This is a genomic window from Corynebacterium timonense, from assembly GCF_900105305.1.
Taxonomy (GTDB): domain Bacteria; phylum Actinomycetota; class Actinomycetes; order Mycobacteriales; family Mycobacteriaceae; genus Corynebacterium; species Corynebacterium timonense.
In genome coordinates, this window is the sequence record NZ_LT629765.1 from 32569 (window position 1) to 49935 (window position 17367).

The 17367-nt window shown below is 67.3% G+C and carries 12 protein-coding genes; 9 read left to right on the forward strand and 3 right to left on the reverse strand.

Going from position 1 to position 17367, the window contains the following annotated elements:
- Positions 1 to 7 precede the first annotated feature (7 nt).
- The gene (gene groL, locus BLT81_RS00155; protein WP_019195168.1) at positions 8 to 1645 is read left to right on the forward strand and encodes a chaperonin GroEL; all 1638 of its coding nucleotides are present in this window, start codon (positions 8 to 10) and stop codon (positions 1643 to 1645) included.
- Positions 1646 to 1718: 73 nt separating this feature from the next.
- On the opposite strand, the gene BLT81_RS00160 is transcribed toward groL, so the two are convergent.
- Positions 1719 to 2759, reverse strand: coding sequence for an alpha/beta hydrolase family protein (locus tag BLT81_RS00160; RefSeq protein WP_019195167.1), 1041 nt, complete (start codon positions 2757 to 2759; stop codon positions 1719 to 1721).
- 455 nt (positions 2760 to 3214) lie between these two features.
- Here BLT81_RS00160 and BLT81_RS00165 point away from each other — a divergent pair, with 455 nt between their 5' ends.
- The 8 genes from BLT81_RS00165 to BLT81_RS00205 all read left to right on the forward strand — a co-directional run bounded on the left by BLT81_RS00165 (position 3215) and on the right by BLT81_RS00205 (position 15317).
- Positions 3215 to 3415, forward strand: a complete 201-nt coding sequence (locus tag BLT81_RS00165; RefSeq protein WP_019195166.1) for a hypothetical protein — start codon at positions 3215 to 3217, stop codon at positions 3413 to 3415.
- Positions 3416 to 3452: 37 nt separating this feature from the next.
- The gene (locus BLT81_RS00170; RefSeq protein ID WP_019195165.1) at positions 3453 to 3653 is read left to right on the forward strand and encodes a hypothetical protein; all 201 of its coding nucleotides are present in this window, start codon (positions 3453 to 3455) and stop codon (positions 3651 to 3653) included.
- Positions 3654 to 3796: 143 nt separating this feature from the next.
- The gene (ppk2, locus tag BLT81_RS00175; protein ID WP_019195164.1) at positions 3797 to 4696 is read left to right on the forward strand and encodes a polyphosphate kinase 2; all 900 of its coding nucleotides are present in this window, start codon (positions 3797 to 3799) and stop codon (positions 4694 to 4696) included.
- Positions 4697 to 5419: an enoyl-CoA hydratase-related protein gene (locus BLT81_RS00180; RefSeq protein ID WP_019195163.1), complete on the forward strand. Its 723-nt coding sequence runs from the start codon at positions 4697 to 4699 to the stop codon at positions 5417 to 5419.
- A 768-nt stretch (positions 5420 to 6187) separates the two neighbouring features.
- Positions 6188 to 11431, forward strand: coding sequence for a DUF5979 domain-containing protein (locus tag BLT81_RS00190; RefSeq protein WP_083337230.1), 5244 nt, complete (start codon positions 6188 to 6190; stop codon positions 11429 to 11431).
- 129 nt (positions 11432 to 11560) lie between these two features.
- Positions 11561 to 13063 (forward strand): SpaH/EbpB family LPXTG-anchored major pilin, encoded by a 1503-nt coding sequence (locus tag BLT81_RS00195; RefSeq protein WP_019195161.1) that lies wholly within the window; start codon positions 11561 to 11563, stop codon positions 13061 to 13063.
- A 26-nt stretch (positions 13064 to 13089) separates the two neighbouring features.
- Entirely contained in the window at positions 13090 to 14472 is a 1383-nt protein-coding gene (locus BLT81_RS00200) for an isopeptide-forming domain-containing protein (protein ID WP_083337231.1), read from the forward strand.
- Complete coding sequence (locus BLT81_RS00205) at positions 14469 to 15317, forward strand: class C sortase (protein ID WP_019195159.1); 849 nt, start codon at positions 14469 to 14471, stop codon at positions 15315 to 15317. The genes BLT81_RS00200 and BLT81_RS00205 overlap by 4 nt, the downstream gene beginning before the upstream one ends.
- On the opposite strand, the gene BLT81_RS00210 is transcribed toward BLT81_RS00205, so the two are convergent.
- Both BLT81_RS00210 and BLT81_RS00215 read right to left on the reverse strand, forming a co-directional pair.
- Positions 15314 to 16006: a potassium channel family protein gene (locus BLT81_RS00210; RefSeq protein WP_019195158.1), complete on the reverse strand. Its 693-nt coding sequence runs from the start codon at positions 16004 to 16006 to the stop codon at positions 15314 to 15316. The two genes, BLT81_RS00205 and BLT81_RS00210, sit on opposite strands and share 4 nt — an antisense overlap.
- Positions 15999 to 17342 (reverse strand): TrkH family potassium uptake protein, encoded by a 1344-nt coding sequence (locus BLT81_RS00215; RefSeq protein WP_040421881.1) that lies wholly within the window; start codon positions 17340 to 17342, stop codon positions 15999 to 16001. The genes BLT81_RS00210 and BLT81_RS00215 overlap by 8 nt, the downstream gene beginning before the upstream one ends.
- Positions 17343 to 17367: the final 25 nt, after the last annotated feature.

A 17367-nucleotide genomic window follows, 5' to 3' on the forward strand; every position in this document is an offset into this window, starting at 1 on the left:
AACTCACATGGCAAAGATGATCGCATTCGACGAGGAAGCACGCCGCAGCCTCGAAAACGGCCTGAACACCCTCGCGGACGCAGTGAAGGTCACCCTCGGCCCGAAGGGCCGCAACGTTGTCCTGGAGAAGTCCTGGGGTGCCCCCACCATTACTAACGACGGCGTGACCATCGCCAAGGAGATCGAACTCGAGGACCCCTACGAGAAGATCGGCGCCGAGCTGGTCAAGGAAGTAGCGAAGAAGACTGACGACGTCGCGGGCGACGGCACCACCACCGCTACCGTGCTGGCCCAGGCGCTGGTCCGCGAGGGCCTGCGCAACGTCGCCGCCGGCTCGAACCCGATGGGTATCAAGCGCGGCATCCAGGCTGCCACCGAGAAGGTCTCCGCCGCCCTGCTCGCCGCCGCCAAGGAGGTGGAGACGCAGGAGCAGATCGCCTCCACCGCCGGCATTTCCGCCTCCGACCCGGAGATTGGCAAGAAGATCGCCGAGGCGATGTACGCCGTGGGCAACGGCGCGGTGAACAAGGAGTCCGTCATCACCGTCGAGGAGTCCAACACCTTCGGCGTCGACCTCGAGGTCACCGAGGGCATGCGCTTTGACAAGGGCTTCATCTCCGCCTACTTCGCCACCGACATGGAGCGCGGCGAGGCCGTGCTGGAGGACCCGTACATCCTGCTCGTCTCCGCGAAGATCTCCAACGTCAAGGAGCTCGTGCCCGTCCTCGAGCAGGTCATGCAGTCCGGCAAGCCGCTGCTCATCATCGCCGAGGACGTCGAGGGCGAGGCCCTGTCCACCCTCGTGGTGAACAAGATCCGCGGCACCTTCAAGTCCGTCGCCGTCAAGGCCCCGGGCTTCGGCGACCGCCGCAAGGCCATGCTCCAGGACCTGGCCATCCTCACCGGCGGCCAGGTCATCTCCGAGGAGGTCGGCCTCTCGCTCGAGACCGCTGGCATCGAGCTGCTCGGCCAGGCGCGCAAGGTTGTGGTGACCAAGGACGAGACCACCATCGTCCAGGGCGCCGGCGACCAGGCGCAGATCGACGGCCGCGTCAAGCAGATCCGCGCCGAGATCGAGCACTCCGACTCCGACTACGACCGCGAGAAGCTGCAGGAGCGCCTGGCCAAGCTCGCCGGCGGCGTCGCCGTGATCAAGGTCGGCGCGGCCACCGAGGTCGAGCTCAAGGAGCAGAAGCTGCGCATCGAGGACGCCGTGCGCAACGCCAAGGCTGCCGTCGAGGAGGGCATCGTCGCCGGCGGCGGCGTGGCCCTGCTGCAGGCCGCGAAGGAGCTCGAGGGCGACCTCGGCCTGACCGGCGACGAGGCGACCGGCGTGAAGATCGTCCGCGAGTCCCTGTCCGCCCCCCTCAAGCAGATCGCGCTCAACGCCGGCTTCGAGCCCGGCGTGGTGGCCGACAAGGTGGCCAACCTCCCGGTCGGCGAGGGCCTTAACGCCGCGACCGGCGAGTACGTGGACATGATGGCCGCGGGCATCAACGACCCGGCCAAGGTCACCCGCTCCGCGCTGCAGAACGCGGCCTCCATCGCCGCGCTCTTCCTCACCACCGAGGCCGTCGTGGCGGACAAGCCCGAGCCGGCCTCCGCCGGTGCGGGCATGGACCCCGAGGCCATGGGCATGATGTAAGACGCGCCGCGTAGCGACGTTGAAAAAGGGGCGCCCCTCCACACGGGGGCGCCCCGTTTTTCTTGTGCGCGGGCTACAGCCCGGCGAGCCACTCCTTTTGCACGTCGTAGCTCAGCGGCACGGTGTCGCTGTGGGTGGCGTCCGGGATCTCCCGGTACACCGCGGTGACCCCCTTCGACTCCCAGACCTTGAGCACCGATTTCAGCGACTCGCGGTTGATGGTCACGTCGCTGTCACCGGCGACGACGAAGATGGGCCCCTGCGGGTGCATGAGCTCGAGGCGCTGCTCGTCGAGGAGGTCCTGCATGGGCTTCGTGTTCGCCTTGGAGATGAACAGCTCGCCGCCGGAGGTGTCCGCGACCTCGTCGCGCAGCTCGGGCAGCGTGAGCTTCTCGGCCTTTTCTACGAGCTCGGCGCCGCGCTCGCTGAGGAAGTCGTCGGCGCGGACGGTGTCGAAGGCGTTGAGAGCGCCGGCGATGACGATGGGGAAGAAGCGCACGGCGGTGCCCTTGAGCATCCGGGCGACGTCGACGGGCCGCACGCCCATGATGCGTAGGTTCTTGTTCACCAGCTCCGTGTCGCCGGGAGCGATGGCGATGGTGGCCGCGAGGCCGCCGGTGGGGGAGTCCGCGGCGGCGAGGGCCGCGTAGCCGCCCTGGCTGAAGCCCACGTTGAGCCAGCTCTCGCCCGCCCCGAACTTCTCCCGGGCCTCCTCAACGAGGCGGTTGATGGAGTGCGACAGTGAGGCGCGGTGCATGTAGGTCGCGCCGACCTCGTCGACGCCGAGGCCCTCGTAGTCGGGTTGGGTGACCACGTAGCCCTCGTCCACCCAGCGCTGCAGGTACGCGGTCCACGGGGTGATGTAGCGCTCGATGCGGTCGCCCGCGACGTGGCGCGAGGGCGCACTGTTGGTGGAGATACCGGTCGTGCCGTGGGCCCAGCTGAAGATCGCCCCGTCCGGGCGGCGGGTGGCGGGGACGGTCACCAGGCCCGTCATGGGCACCGGCCCGCGCGCGCCCTCGGCGATGTAGCGGACGTGGTAGGTCTCGGCGCCGCGGGGGGCGGCCGGGGTGTCCTCGGCCGCGACCGGGGTCCATTCGCTGCGTGCGGTCATAGCTCTCCTTCAACGTTGACACGCGCGCCGCGGCGCGCGGAAGTGATGTGCGTGCCACCTAATGTAAGCAGAGAGCACGCGGCCCTCGCGGCGGGGTCAGTCCCCGCGGGGGACGCCTACCCCCGGAATAGGGCAAGAAGTGCGGGCGGCAGCGCCGCTGGGCAGGCGCCTTACATCGTCCGCCATGGTGGCGGCGTTACGCGTCGCGCGGCGGTTTACGGGGAGTTCACCGCAGGTGTGAAAATAATCGCTGGTAACACGAATTTTCATGAATAAATGAACGCCACAAAAACACGGTCCGATAACGTTCTCGTCTCAACGCCTTCAAAAAACCCGTGAAGAACGTATTGACACCTTCGAGTGTTGTGGCAATATATCCCCTGTGACGCCCGCCGGGTGTCAGACACTGTCAAGGCCAGGCACATACTGGCACCTAACTTTCTAAGGGGAAAAACATGGACCTCGGTACCATTGCAACCCAGCTCGGCGACTTCAAGAAGATCGCCGCAGGCTTCGTCGACTTCGCCCAGAACCTCCCGAAGCTGTTCGAGAGGATCGGTGATTGGATCAAGCCCAACACCCTGGCCTCCGACACCTCCTCCGCACTCTTCGGCATCAACCGCTCGGAAACCCCGCTTCCCAAGCAGGACTCCTAGGATCTTCCGTCTTCCCCCATCCTGAAAGGAAATGAACATGTCTTCCCTCTCTTCGAACAACGACGCCGCACCGAAGGATGCCGAGAACATCGCAAACTTCGACAAGGCAATCCAAGACTGGACCGCTCTGTCGTCGGGCGACACGATCACCGGCGAGTTTTTCAACTTCGTCAAGTCCCTCGCTAACCTCGCGGGCAACCTCGGCGACGTCCTCTCCGTGGTGAACAAGTACCTCTAAGTACCGCGCGGGCCGACGCCTGCACACCCCGAAACCCTGCCCTGAGGGCGGGGTTTTTTCGTGCCCCGCCCCTGCACGTACGCCCGCCGGGCGATGGGTTCTTCGCCGCGCGATGGTGAGACAACCCCGGTACGATGACGCCTATGGCTGACCACACTGACGACGATATGCCGATGCTGGACCTCGCGGAGATCGAGGGTTACTGGGTGGACGACTCGGACGAGGACGACCCGGTCCTCCTCCAGCCGGACGGGACCCCGATTGAGACGTGGCGGGAGAACTACCCCTACGACGAGCGTTTGAAGCGCGACGAGTACGAGAAGATCAAGCGCGCCCTGCAGATTGAGCTGCTGAAGTGGCAGAACTGGACCAAGGACACGGGCCAGCGCCACATTATTATTTTCGAAGGCCGCGACGCCGCCGGGAAGGGCGGCACCATCAAGCGCTTCAATGAGCACCTCAATCCGCGTGGGGCGCGGACGGTGGCGCTGGAAAAGCCGTCGCCACGCGAAAGCACCTCCTGGTACTTCCAGCGCTACATCGAGCACTTCCCGGCGGGGGGAGAGATCGTCTTCTTCGACCGCTCCTGGTACAACCGCTCCGGCGTGGAGCGCGTGATGGGCTTTTGCACCGAATCGCAGCACGCGGAGTTTTTGCGCGAGGTGCCCATGCTGGAGAACATGATCCTCGGCTCCGGCATCTCGTTGACCAAGTTCTGGTTCTCGGTGACCCAGAAGGAGCAGCGCACGCGCTTTGCTATCCGCCAGGTCGACCCGGTGCGCCAGTGGAAGCTTTCCCCGATGGATCTAGCCTCCCTGGACAAGTGGGACGACTACACCCGCGCCAAGGAGGAGCAGTTCCGCTACACGGATACTGACGAATCGCCCTGGATCACCATCAAGTCCAACGACAAAAAGCGCGCCCGCATCAACGCGATGCGCTACATCTTGAGCAAGTTCGAGTACACGAACAAGGACCACGATGTTGTCGGTGAGCCCGACCCGCTGATCGTCAAGCGCGGGCGCGACCAGATCGGCGACTAAATGCTGGTCTCCGTCGAGCAGCGCGGCGCTCTCGCCGTTCTCACCCTCACCCGGCACGAAAAGCGCAACGCCATCAGCGTGAGCCTCGCGGCGGAGCTGGTCCGCGCGCTGCGGGCGCTTGGCCCCGACACCCGCGCCGTGCTGCTCACCGGCGCCGGCACCTGCTTCAGCGCCGGCGCCGACCTCAGCGAGAAGACACTCGGCGGCGGCTTCTTTGAGGCCTTCGACGAGCTCGTCACCACCTTGCGCGCCCTGTCCGTGCCCGTCGTCGCCTACGTCAACGGCCCCGCCATCGGCGCGGGCATGATGCTCACCATGGCGTGCGACCTGCGCGTCGTCTCCAGTGCGGCGTCGTTCCGCATCCCGGTCGGCGACATGGCCATCGGGGTCAACGAGTGGGTGGTCACCAGCCTCGCGGACCTCGTCGGTGGGTCGCGGGCCCGCGTGATGCTGTATACCGGCGGGGCGCTCGACGCTGCGGCGGCCGCGGACTGCGGCTACGGCATCCCCGGCGAGAGCATCGACGACGCCGTGCGCCTCGCCGAGACCGTAGCGGCGAAGGCGCCGCTGACGCAGCGCAACATCAAGATGCGCTTCGCCCCCGACCTGCACACACCCGAGGAGCTCGACGCCGCCACCGAGGCGCCGTTTCGTTCCTCCGACATCGTCGAGTCGGGGCGGGCGCGGGCGGAGAAGCGTCAGCCGCGGTTCACGGGGGCGTAGAGTTTTGTAGCACGACCTATTGCCAAATGCTGGCCTGTGTGAAAGGATACGTAAAGCCTGTACGCTCGTCTCATAGAGTCCGGGGGAAACCGGCAGCATTCAAACAGCGTACTCCACGATTTCCCTTACTGAGAGGTCCTCCGGGTCGGCCATGGTTGTACAAGCCCAGAAAGGCGCACTCACGCGTGCGCGTAAGCTGTCGGCTCTCGCCGCGGCCTTTATTGTCGCATTGGCGGTGGTCGCGCTGCCCATCCCCCCGCCGCGTGCCCAGGCGCAGACGTCGGTACCGAACGCGACGAACTGGAACTTCGGCGACTGCTCCTTCCGTCAGGCGGACCTGGCACGCGACTACGCGAACAACACGTGCTGGATCAGCTTTACGGCCTCCGAGCTGAGCGAGGACAGCAAGCGCGTCACCAAAACCATCGGGCCGTACACGCTGTCGATGCAGGTGTACCAAACCAATACAGACGACGCGGACGGCAACTTCGGCACCTCGGGAGCCCGGATGAACTCGGACTCCGCGTTCGGCGACACGACGCCGGGCCAGCGCGTCTTCGCCCCCTACGCCGGGGACCCGAAAACGCCCATCGTGCGCAAACAGCAAACGGACTACATCGAAGTTGACATCAGCAACATCAGCCTGACCCGTGGCGGGGTGCCGCAGGACTTTCGCGTGATTCTTGCGGACGCGGAGGGCACCCGACGCAACGGGACCGTCGGCGAGATGATTTCCGTGGTGGCCACAGGGGGAGCAACGGCCCCTACATGCGCATCACCCCGAACGGGTACCAGGAGGCGTGCTCCTCCAGAAATCCCCACAGCGACACGATGTTCGGGCCGGGCAATTTTAGAAGCGCCATCCAATGGTATTACGCCACCAGTAACTTCCGGGATTTCGTGTGCCGCATCCCGGGCGCGATCGTGGGCGACCCGCCGGCGCGCCCCGGTACCTGGGTGTACGAGCGGCTCAACCCCACAGGCCTCCGCATCGCCTTGGCCGGTAGCCGCGGAGAGCCGCAGGCCTTCGCCATGGGCATCAACTTGTCCCGCGCTTCTGTCCCGTCCGCGCCGGTGTCGGTGGACTCGCAGGTCTTTGAGCAGCGTCAGACCGGGCAGGTCACAGCGTTTCGGCCCAGCGACTTCCAGGTGTTCGCCAGGCAAGGAGGAACCGACACGCGCATCGACGCCGCGCCCGGCACGACCGGCGCCTACATCCGCGGCCGCAACGCCGACGGCAGTTACGCGGGGTCTGTGGTCTACCGGTCGACAGCCACCGGCCCCCAGGCGGGCCTGGCAACGCGGCGCTATGAACCCACGTGGACATGCACGCTTGCCGACGCCAACTCGACCGCCCTCACCCGCACCTTCACCGCTGGAACCGAGCCGGGCGATATGCCGGTCAAGGTAAACAACAGTGCTAACGGGACGAGCAGCGAGGTCGTGGTCACCGACCCGTCCGGACGCGTCCCCTCGTGCACGGTGCAGTGGAAAACCCGATTCCAGCCGTCCACCCTGAACCTGCGGAAAACGGTCACGGGCAACGCGGAAAACTTCAACGAGCTCCAGCGCCGCACCTTCACGCTGTCCTACGCGTGCGCCGACCTGGCCGTGAGCGGCGTTGCCGTGACCCAGGCTTACCCGGGCATTGCACTGACCGGCTCCGTTCAGGTCGAGCGGGGCACGACGAGGACGGTGATCACCCTGCCGAAGGGCGCGAACTGCACCGTGCGGGAGGACACCGCGTCGGCGCGGCCGCCGGCGGGGACGACACTCGACGTGCAGTGGAACCAACCGCCGACGGCGCCGGCGGAGGCGCCGAACGGCGGCAGCGCGACCCACCAGGTGCAGCTCCAAGACACCAACACGGCGCACGCCTACAACCAATACACCTACGGCACTGGCACGCTGGTGCTGAGCAAGGAGATCCTGGGCCAGCCCGTCGAGGACGGCTTCCAGCTCAGCTCCTACAGTTTTGAGATCATCTGCGCGGCCACCAACGCCGCGCCCTGGCGCGCCACCATCTCGATGACACGTTCCGGATCGCGCGTGTCAGGCAGCACAGAGGTGAGCGGCATCCCCGTCGGGCAAGATTGCACCGTCCGTCCGCTGACGGACCTTGAGGGCGCCCAGCGCACCCAGATCGCATTCGCGGGGCGCGAGGTTACTGTCGACGGCGCACCTGTCCCCGTCGACCCGAGTGCTAACTACTCGTACCATTTCACCCTGCCGGTCAGGGAGGCGTCGAGAAGCGAAATGCACTTCCGCACGCGCTACCAGTACGTCGTCCGCGACGTGTCCGTGACCAAAGTGATTGATGGGCCGGCCTCAGGTAGCGGCGACCTGGCCGGGAAGACGTACGCGGTGCACTACCGTTGCGAAGCGCCGACCGGCAGGATCGTCGAGGGGACGGTGCACGTCGGCGGGGAGAGCGCCGACGCGGTGATCCAAGAAGTGCCGGTGGGATCGCAGTGCGCGATGTGGGAAGACAACCCCGGCGACACCCAGAACACAGTGTTTGCGGGCGCGCAGCTGCGCGCCACCGACGCGAACGACGTGTTGACCGTCGTCGACAACGCCGACGGGCGCACGACTCCCGTGCTCACCGTGTGGCCGAGCCAGCAGGGCGAGCGCAACCTTGTCACCGTCGTGAACACCTACGACTACAAGCTCGGCACCGTCGCGGTGGCCAAGGTTGTTCGCAACAGCGCGAGCACACCCGCCCCCAATTCCTACACCATCAGGTTCAACTGCGGCGTGCGCAACATCGGTTCCCAGGTCGTTGTGCTGGAAGGCTCCGCGCAGGTGAGCGCGGGCGGACGGGTCGTTCTCTCCGCCTCGACCCCGGCGGCCAACGACCAATCCGGGGCGATGGGCGTGCCCTACGGCAACACCTGCACCTTCACCGAGGACCCGCCGCAGTACGGCGCCGCGCTGGTGATGTCGACCGACGTGGCCGAAAAGAATCTCACCGTTGCCGCCCCCGAGTCAACGGTGACGGTGACCAACGTGTTCACCCCGGCTGGCGAAGGGCTCACCGTGGTGCAAAGCCTCGGCGGCGTGGGCGCCCTCATCCCGGAAAACGGCATGTCCTACCGCCTGACGTGCCGGGCTGCCGCGACCCCCGAATCACCTCTACCGCAGAGCAAGACGTACACTTTCTCGCTGACGAACACGCAAACGTATCACGTCCCTGCGGAAGAGCTCTCCCTCGGCAGCGAATGCGTGCTCACTGAGGAGCCGGTGGACGACCTGCACCGGGTGAACTACAACGGCACCACCTACGAGATCAACCGCGAGGTCACCCTCGCGTCCGCGGACTCGGACAACATCGCGCTTGGGGTGCCGTTTACCGTGGGGGAGAGCACCGTGTTGGGCGTGTCGGCGGTATATAGCTACAAGCTCTCGACGGTGACCACCATCAAATCGGTGACCTTTGACCAGGCAACGGAGCAGTACATCTCCGAGGAACGCAAACAGGTGAAGCGGGAGCGCCAGTTTCCCATCACCCTGGCCTGCACCAACCCCGACGGCTCAGACGGGGTGAGGATTAGCACCACCATCATGAACGGCCAGCGGCTCAGCCAGGGTGGTATCCCGGAGGGCGCGGAATGCGTCGGATCCGAGGGCGCAACGACCACGGCGGTGGGCATCGAGCTGCGCACACGCATTGGTCTGAACACGGACGAGGGAGCCACCGTAAGTGAAGGCAACAGCATCACTTTCACAGCCCGGGCCGGAGACGACCTCATCCAGCTGGAAAACAACTACGCCCGCCGACTGACAGACATCACGCTGGAAAAGATCGCGGTCCTGCCCGGCGACGTGCGTGGCCACTACGCCGACTCGGGGCAGGACCTGCAGCAGCAGCTTCACGAGCATTCGTTCGACCTTGTGTGCAGGGACCCATATACGGGTGACACTGCGGACTTGCACACCGCGACCCAGCCCATCAAAGGCGAGGGCACGACGACCTTCACCGGGGTGCCCGTGGGGGCCGACTGCTTCCTCAGCGGCGACAAGTTCGGCCCTCTCCACCTCACCATGAAAGAAGGCGATCAGAACCTCGAGGCGTACCTGCGCCCCGAGGAGGTCGATTGGGTGGTTGACCGCGCCGGCGGCAATGTCACGCGCGACGTCGATCTGGATGACGGTATCACGCAGTCCCCGCTCATCCAGACCACCGACCGCGCAGCCGACAACCACGTCACACTGACCAACCGATACGGCTACGAATACTCCACGGTGCGGCTTGACAAGACGGTCAAGGCCAGCGAGGAAGACCTCGCGTTGCTGAGCCAGGACTCCCGGTTCTACTTCGCGGCGCAGTGCAGGGCGATCGGCTACCGCACGGACACCATCGGCGTCGGCGACGCCGTCATCCCCGGCTCGCTTGGCCGTGGCGACTTCGACGCCTCAGGGAGGTACTCGAGCCCGGCCGCCGAGGTTCCGGCCGGTTCGCTGTGTACGTTCCAGGAGGCCACCGTCGTGGGGCTACCGCCGGAGCTGAAACTGACGGTGACCTCGGGCTCCAACGAGGACGTCGAGCCGAAGCGCCCGAGGGTGGCCACCGGCCGCGCGCCCGCCCCAGGAGCGTCGGAGCCGACGGTCTTCACGTTCACCAACACCTTTGAGCGCCGCACGAGCCCCGTCGGCCTCATCCTGCGCCAAAGCGGATACCTCGTGGGCGCCGCGCCGGAAGGCTACACCGCCGCAGTCACCTGCGGTGCGGAGGAGACGCGCAGGACCTACCCGCTGGAATCCGTCATCGAGGGCGTGTTGCCCACCACCGACGGCACCGTCCTCGCCGACACAACCCTCGCCTTGCCCGTCGGCGTCGAATGCCACATCACCTTCGAGAACAGCCCCGCGCTCGCCGCGCGCGGCGAAGTGGAAGTGGTGCGCGGGGATCGCCGTCCGTACTTGCGATTCGCCTCGTGGAACGGCACCACGTACTCGGGCTCCTCCACGCCGCTTGTCGACGTCCCAATCGACGACGTCCCCGCCAAAACCTACGACACCACGTTCACTGTCCCCGGGGACGCCCCGAGCACAAGCACCACCTTTGTCGTGGGAGCCGAGTTCCATCACCCGCGAGCGACCTACGACGTGCGCTTTACCAAGGAGTCCGTCGGCGCGGAAGGCGAGGGCATGACATTCGCGTTCCGCCACGCCTGTGACGCCGAGGAGGAGGAGTTCACGCTCAAGGCGGGCCGCAGCTTCCTCATCAGGGATGTGCCCGTCAACCGGCCCTGCGTCGTGACGGAGGTGGACAACGGAAACCACAACGTCGACCCTGCGCTCAGCATCGACGACATGGGGGCCCGGATTGGCGGGAGTAGCGCCGACCCCGAGAACCGGCGTGTCGTGTTCACGCCGCTGGCCGCGAATGCCAACGACACGTCGCGCGCCGGCGCCGACTGGGCGGTGTCCGTGCTCAACAGCTTCCCCGGTATCGCGGTGACCAAAAAGATCCCGGGCACTCCTGTCAGCGCCGTCACAGGAGCGGTCGCTGACCGGGCGATCCTCGCCGACGACGCCACCAGCTTCACGGTGACCTACACCGTGGCCAACACGGGCGTCTTCGACGCCGAGCTGGCCGCCATCGCAGACCCCTCCCTCGCGGGCTACACCGTGGCTTCTGACACAGGGTCCGCGCTCGTCGGCGCAGAGGGCGCCATCCCGGCCGAGGTGTGCCCGTTGACGACCATCGCGCCGAACGAGACCTATACCTGCACGTTCAGCGTGGACATATCCGCCGAGCCAACAGATAGGACATTTTCCTACTACGGCGAGGTCGGCGTCGCCGCGTACTCGAACGGGCAGAAGGTCGTGGCCACCGACGGTTACGGCGCGTTGCGCTTGACGGGCATCCTCGGCGGCCTCCTCCCTGATACGGGCATGCAGACCCTCGCCTGGCTGCTGGGTATCGGCCTGCTCCTCTTTGGCTACGGCGCCTGGCGCTTCCTGCGCCGCGACGAGGTGAAAGGAGGCTCCCATGCGATGCGTTAAGCTGGCCCGCTACCTGCGCCGACTGTACGGGGTCTCGTAACACACCGCCATGACACCCCGACAGATAAACGTCCCCGCCCGCCCTCCCCGCCCCGCCGCTTTCAGCGCCTTCCAGAAAAGGAACCACACATGTCCCGCATGACCCAGAAGACCCTGGCCCTCGCGGCCGCGGCCGCCGTGGCCACTGCCGCCCCGCTCGCCATCGCCCAGGAGACCACCCCCGCCCCGTCGCAGGTCGCGCCGGGCGTGAACCCCAACGCCGATGTCAGCCTGACCATTGACAAGCGCCTCGGCGAGGTCGGCTCAACTACGCCGCTCGAAGGCTCCTCGTTCCGCGTCGAGCGCGTCCAGATGAACAACCCGCTCACCACCGCAGCAGGCTGGCAGGAAGCCTCCGAGATCGCTGCTGCTGGTGCCGCGAATGCCCCCGTCACCGGTGACGAGGTGACCAAGCAAACCGGCCAAGACGGCAGGGCCGTGTTCGACGAGCTCACCGTGGGCCTGTACCGCGTCACCGAACTACAAAACGGCAACTACACCGTCGCCGCCCCCTTCCTGGTCACCCTGCCGCTGCTGGAAAACGGCACGCTCAATTACACGCCGACGATCTCGCCGAAGAACCAGCTCCTCGAGCCCACTAAATCCGCGGAGGACACCAATGTCACCGTCGGCGAGGACATCGTCTACACCATCCACGCCCCCGTGCCCGCCGGCGACGTCCTGCGCGACGGCACCCGCACGATCAACCAGTTCCGCATCGAAGACACCCTCCAGGCGGAACTGACGTACAACGCGATCCAGCCGGCGCGCGTGACCGTCACCGGCGGCCCCGACGGCGCCACCCTGGAACCCGCGCACTACACCGTCACGTGGGATGACGCGGCCAACACGCTGACGGTTAACTTCACCGCCGAGGGGCGCCAGCAGCTCGCTACATGGCGCGCGACTCACCCAGGCCTCGCCGTGGAAGTCGAGTTCAACGCCACCGTGACCCAGATCCCCGCCAACGGCCGTGTGAGCAACACGGCGCAGGTGTACATCCCCAACGCCGAGGACCCGCTGGACACGACACCGGCGACGGAGGACGACGGCCAGGGCAGCGAGGTGATCACCCAGTACGTCAACGTCGCTGTGAGCAAGACCGTCAACGGCGAAAATGTCGATGGCGAGGCGACCGGTGCGGGCGCGGTGTTCAACGTCTACGAGTGCACCAGCCAGGACAACGGTGGTTACGTCGTTGCCGAAGGCGCGCAGCCGCTGGTGGGCACCAACCAGGAAGGCACCGCACCGGCCAGCGCGGACCTCGAGGCCGCCGGCGGCAGTGCTGCGGCGCCGGCTGTGGCCGCCGGATACGCCCTGCAGTTCGACCCGGAGAAGCAGTACTGCGCGGTCGAGACCACTCCGCCTAGCGGCTACCTGCTCAACCCGGATCCCACCCCGCTTAACCTCAACCCGGCGCCCACGCCGGAAGGTCAGCGCCCCCTGTACACCGCCACCGTCAACAACGTGCGCGACACCATCATCGGCCGCCTCCCGGCGACCGGTGAACGCACCATGATCATCCTGCTCGCCCTCGGCCTCGTGCTCTTCGTCGCCGGCGCCGCGTACCAGCTGCGCCGCAAGAACAACTAGGCCACGAACGACTGAGGACACCCCCGATGAACCCACGCGGACACCTGCTGAGCGCGGCAGCGGCGATGCTCGTCGCGCTCGCCGCGCCCGTTGCGCTGCCCGCCACGGTGCCGACCCCGGTGCCGGCCGCGTACACGCAGGAATCTGGAACGGTCGTGATCGACCTCGTGGAGTCTGTGGGGGCGGACTGGTTCGAGCGGATCGGCGACAGGGAGGTTGTCCTGCGCCGCGTCGAGGGCATCGACCCCACGACGGCCGCCGGGCAGGAGCAGCTCAGCCAGCTTGATATCCCCGCCCGTGTGCGTGCTGGTGAGACGTTCCCCGAGGTCGCGCGCGCCACCACCTCGGATGGCCGGGCCCGGTTCACTGGAGTGGGACATGGGGTGTATCTCGTCGAGGTGCGAGACAACCCCGGCACGCGCGACGCGCGGGTGTCGTACTCGCCCGCGGTCGTCGTCCTCGCCCCGGGGGCGCAATCGCGCACGGTGGTGCCGAAGGCGCAGGTTCTCGGAGCCGTGTCCACCCCGCGGACACGGTGTACGACCCCCGCGTGGTTCGACGCGGCCGCGCCGGATACCCCCGTCGAGTACACCTACGTTTTCAACGCTCCGAACCCGAGCACCGACGGCACCCTTGCGACCTACGAGGTGACCCTGGAGTTCTCCGTCGGCCACACGCTGCGGTGGTTGAACTCTACCGACCCCGACGTCTTCGCCGCCGCCTCCCAGCGCCAGGGCGCGCCGGCCGCGTTGACTCGCCCGGAGCTTCGGATGCTCGGCGCTGGCGTGGAACGGACGCTCGATGAGGGCACGGACTACACGGTCGAACGCGGCGGTGACGGCACCGTGACGTTTACTCTGACGGAGTCCGCTCGCCGCGCTCTCGCGCAGGCACGCCAGGCTGACACCGCGACACGCATTGAGGTTCGCGTGCCAACGCGCGTCAACGCGAAAGGCCCGTGGGGCACCGTGAAGCGGGGCGAGGTCCTGGGAACCCTGGAGACGACGGCGACGTTGCGTACCGACGGCATGGACGCTCTGCGCAGCCCCGTCGAGGTCGCGCACACCAGCCACGTGAACGTGGTCAGCCGCGCCGCGTGCTTTGGCCGCGACGGCGATGGCTCCACTGGCGACGGTTCCCCGGGCGCTGAGCCGGGTCAGGAGCCGGGTCAGGGGCCCGGCGCCGGTTCTGGGCCCGGTGCCGGTTCCGGGGAGGCGCCCGGGCGTGGCGCGAACGACAGCGGGGGAGCAACCGCTGGTGAGCAGCCCGGCGCGGGGCAGGGCAGGCGCGCTGGGTTGGCGTCGACAGGCGCGGGCGTGCTCGGCGTCGTCGCGCTCACCGTCGCGCTGATTGCGGCGGGCCTCGTGCTGCGCCGCCGCGGCAGCGGAAACGGGGTTGGCGAGGAGTGAAAACGTCTGAAAAGCGCGGCAATGTTGTCTCGCTCATCGTCCTGCTGCTCGGGGCGGCGCTGCTGCTGTACCCGGTGGTGTCGACGCTGGCGAACCACTACAGCATGATCCGCCAGAACGAGGCGTACTCGGGCGCTATGACCTCCCTCAGCGACGAAGCGCGCGCCGAACAGCTTCGCCGAGCGCACGAGTACAATGAGTGGCTGCTGGCCACCGGCCCCCACGCCCGCGCCCCGATCCCGGGAGACGACGGCTTTGACTACTACATGTCGCAGTTGACCCTGCCCGAGAACTTCTCCACCATCGCGCGCGTGCGCATTCCCGCGATCAACGTCGATCTGTCCGTTGTGCACACCACGGATCCGAAGGTGCTCTACGACTCGGCGGGCCACATGTACGGCTCGACCCTCCCCGTCGGTGGCGATGGCACCAACGCCGTCATCTCCGCGCACACCGGCATGGTCAACGCCGCGATGTTTGACCAGCTGCCCCTCCTCAAAGAGGGCGAGGACATCTACATTGACGTCATGGGCGAGCGTCTGCGCTACCGCATGGTGGGGCGCGAGGTGGTCAAACCGGAAAACTACGAGGCCGTCACCTACGAGCCCGGCAAAGATAAACTCACCCTCATCACGTGTACCCCCTACGGGCTCAACACCGACAGGCTCCTCGTCCACGCCGAGCGCGCCCCGCTCGACCCGGGGGCGGCCGAGCCCGCTGTAAGCGGGTGGGCGTGGTCGTGGTGGATGGTCGCCGTGTGCGTGCTGGTATTTACCGTCCTGGGGCTCATCCTGTGGCGCGAGCTGCGCAGGCGGCAGCGCGCAACGAAGGTTGCTGCGAGCTAGAGCCGCGAGAAGCGCTCCAAATCATCCGGCGCGCCCGCCAGCACCACCAGGTCCGTGGGGGTAAGGCGCGCGCCCGGGTACACCGGCTGCCACGCGCCGGCGGAGGTGCGCGCCGAGACGACCTGGATGTGGTGTGTGCGCCAGAGGGCGGTGGGGTCGAGGGGGGCGTCGAGAAGCGTGCGCGGCGGCACCATCTTGATCACGCCGTAGTTGTCCGCGAGCTCCGCGAAGTCCTGGAAGCGGCCGCCGAGCAGATGCGCGACGCGCCGGCCCGTGTCGTGCTCCGGGCGCACGACGTGGTGGACCCCGAGCTGGCGCAGGATGCGGGCGTGGGACTCCGAGTCCGCCTTCGCCCAGATGTCGGCGACGCCCAGCTCGACGAGGTTAGAGGCGGTGAGGATGGACGCCTCGAGCGCCGAGCCGATGCCCAGGACCACGCGGCCCATCTCCGGGATGCCCAGCTGGCGCAGCGCCTCGGCGTCGGTGGTGTCGGCGACGAGGGCGTCGCTTAGCCCCTGCGAGTACTCGCGCGCGACCCGCTCGTCGGCGTCGATGCCTAAGACCTCCACCCCGCAGCGGGTGAGCTCGTAGGCGAGGGAGCCGCCGAAGCGGCCGAGCCCGATGACGACAACCGGGGGAATATCAATTTTCTGCCTGCCGCGCAGGAGCGCGCCGGGGAAGTTAGCCAATGAACGGCCTTTCTTTCGGATAGTCGAACCTGCGGGCCACGTTATGCGCGGCGAGCGCCGCGACGAGCGTGAACGGCCCGACGCGCCCGAGAAACATCAACACGCACAGTACACACTGCGAGGCGGCGCTGAGCTGCGCCGTGATCCCGGTGGACAACCCCACCGTGGCAAAGGCCGACACCACCTCGAACGCGACCTGGTCGGCGGTGAACTCCGGGTCGAACACCCGCAGCGCAGCCACCCCAAGGGCCACGGCAGCTAGGCCCGCGGCGGCCACCGTCAGCGCCTGCCGCACGGCGGACGCGGGCACGCTCCGCTTAGCGACGACAGTCTCGCCCCTGCCCCGGAACTCCGCGAACATCGCCCCCAGCAGCACAATCGCTGTGGTGATCTTGATACCGCCCGCCGTGCCCGCCGACCCGCCGCCGATAAACATGTAGATGTCCGTGAGCATCAGCGTGATCGGGTGCGCCTGCCCGTAGTCCACAGAGTTGAACCCCGCGGTGCGCGGCGTGACGCCGCTGAAGAACGCGTTGAGCAGCTTCACGCCCAGCGGCATGTCGGCCAGCACCCCGCGCCACTCGCTCAGCGCCACCAGCGCCGTCGCCGACACGACGAGCACGAGGGTGCCCACGAGCGTGATCCGGGTGGTCACCGACAGCCGCCGAGGCCCGTGGACGGCGCGGGAATACAGCTCCGACAACACCGGGAAACCCAGGCCGCCGATCATGAGCGCGCCCGCCAGCGGCAGCAGCACCCAGGCGTCCGTGTTGTACGACACCAGGCTGTCGGACCGCAGGCCAAATCCCGCGTTATTGAACGCCGACACGGCGTGGAAAACGCCCTCCCACGCCGCGCGCAGGGCGGGCATGTCGTAGGTGATGGCAAAGCGCAGCCCGAGGGTCACCGCCACCACGGCTTCGCACGCGGCGGTCAGGACCAACGTGGCCACCAGCGTCGCGCGCACCCCCTCCCCGGAGATCGGCCGGCCTTCCGCCGCCGTCGAGCGCCGCGACCGCAGGCTCACCCGGCCGGTGATGAGCATGCCGGTGAGCGTGGCCACGCTCATAATGCCGAAGCCGCCCACCTGAATCAGGCACAGCACAATCAGCTGGCCCCACACACTCCAGTGGCTGCCCGTGTCCACCACGACGAGGCCGGTCAGCGTCGTCGCCGACGTCGCCGTAAACAGCGCCGGCAGCGGCGCCGTCGCCTGCCCATCCGCCGAAGAAAAGGGCAGGCACAGCAGCACCGTGCCCACCAGAATCAACGCGAGGAACCCCGCCGTCGTCAACCGCGCCGGGCCCAGCCTGCGCGGAAAGGATTTCTGTTCCACCGGCGGGATATTAGCGCAGGGGAGA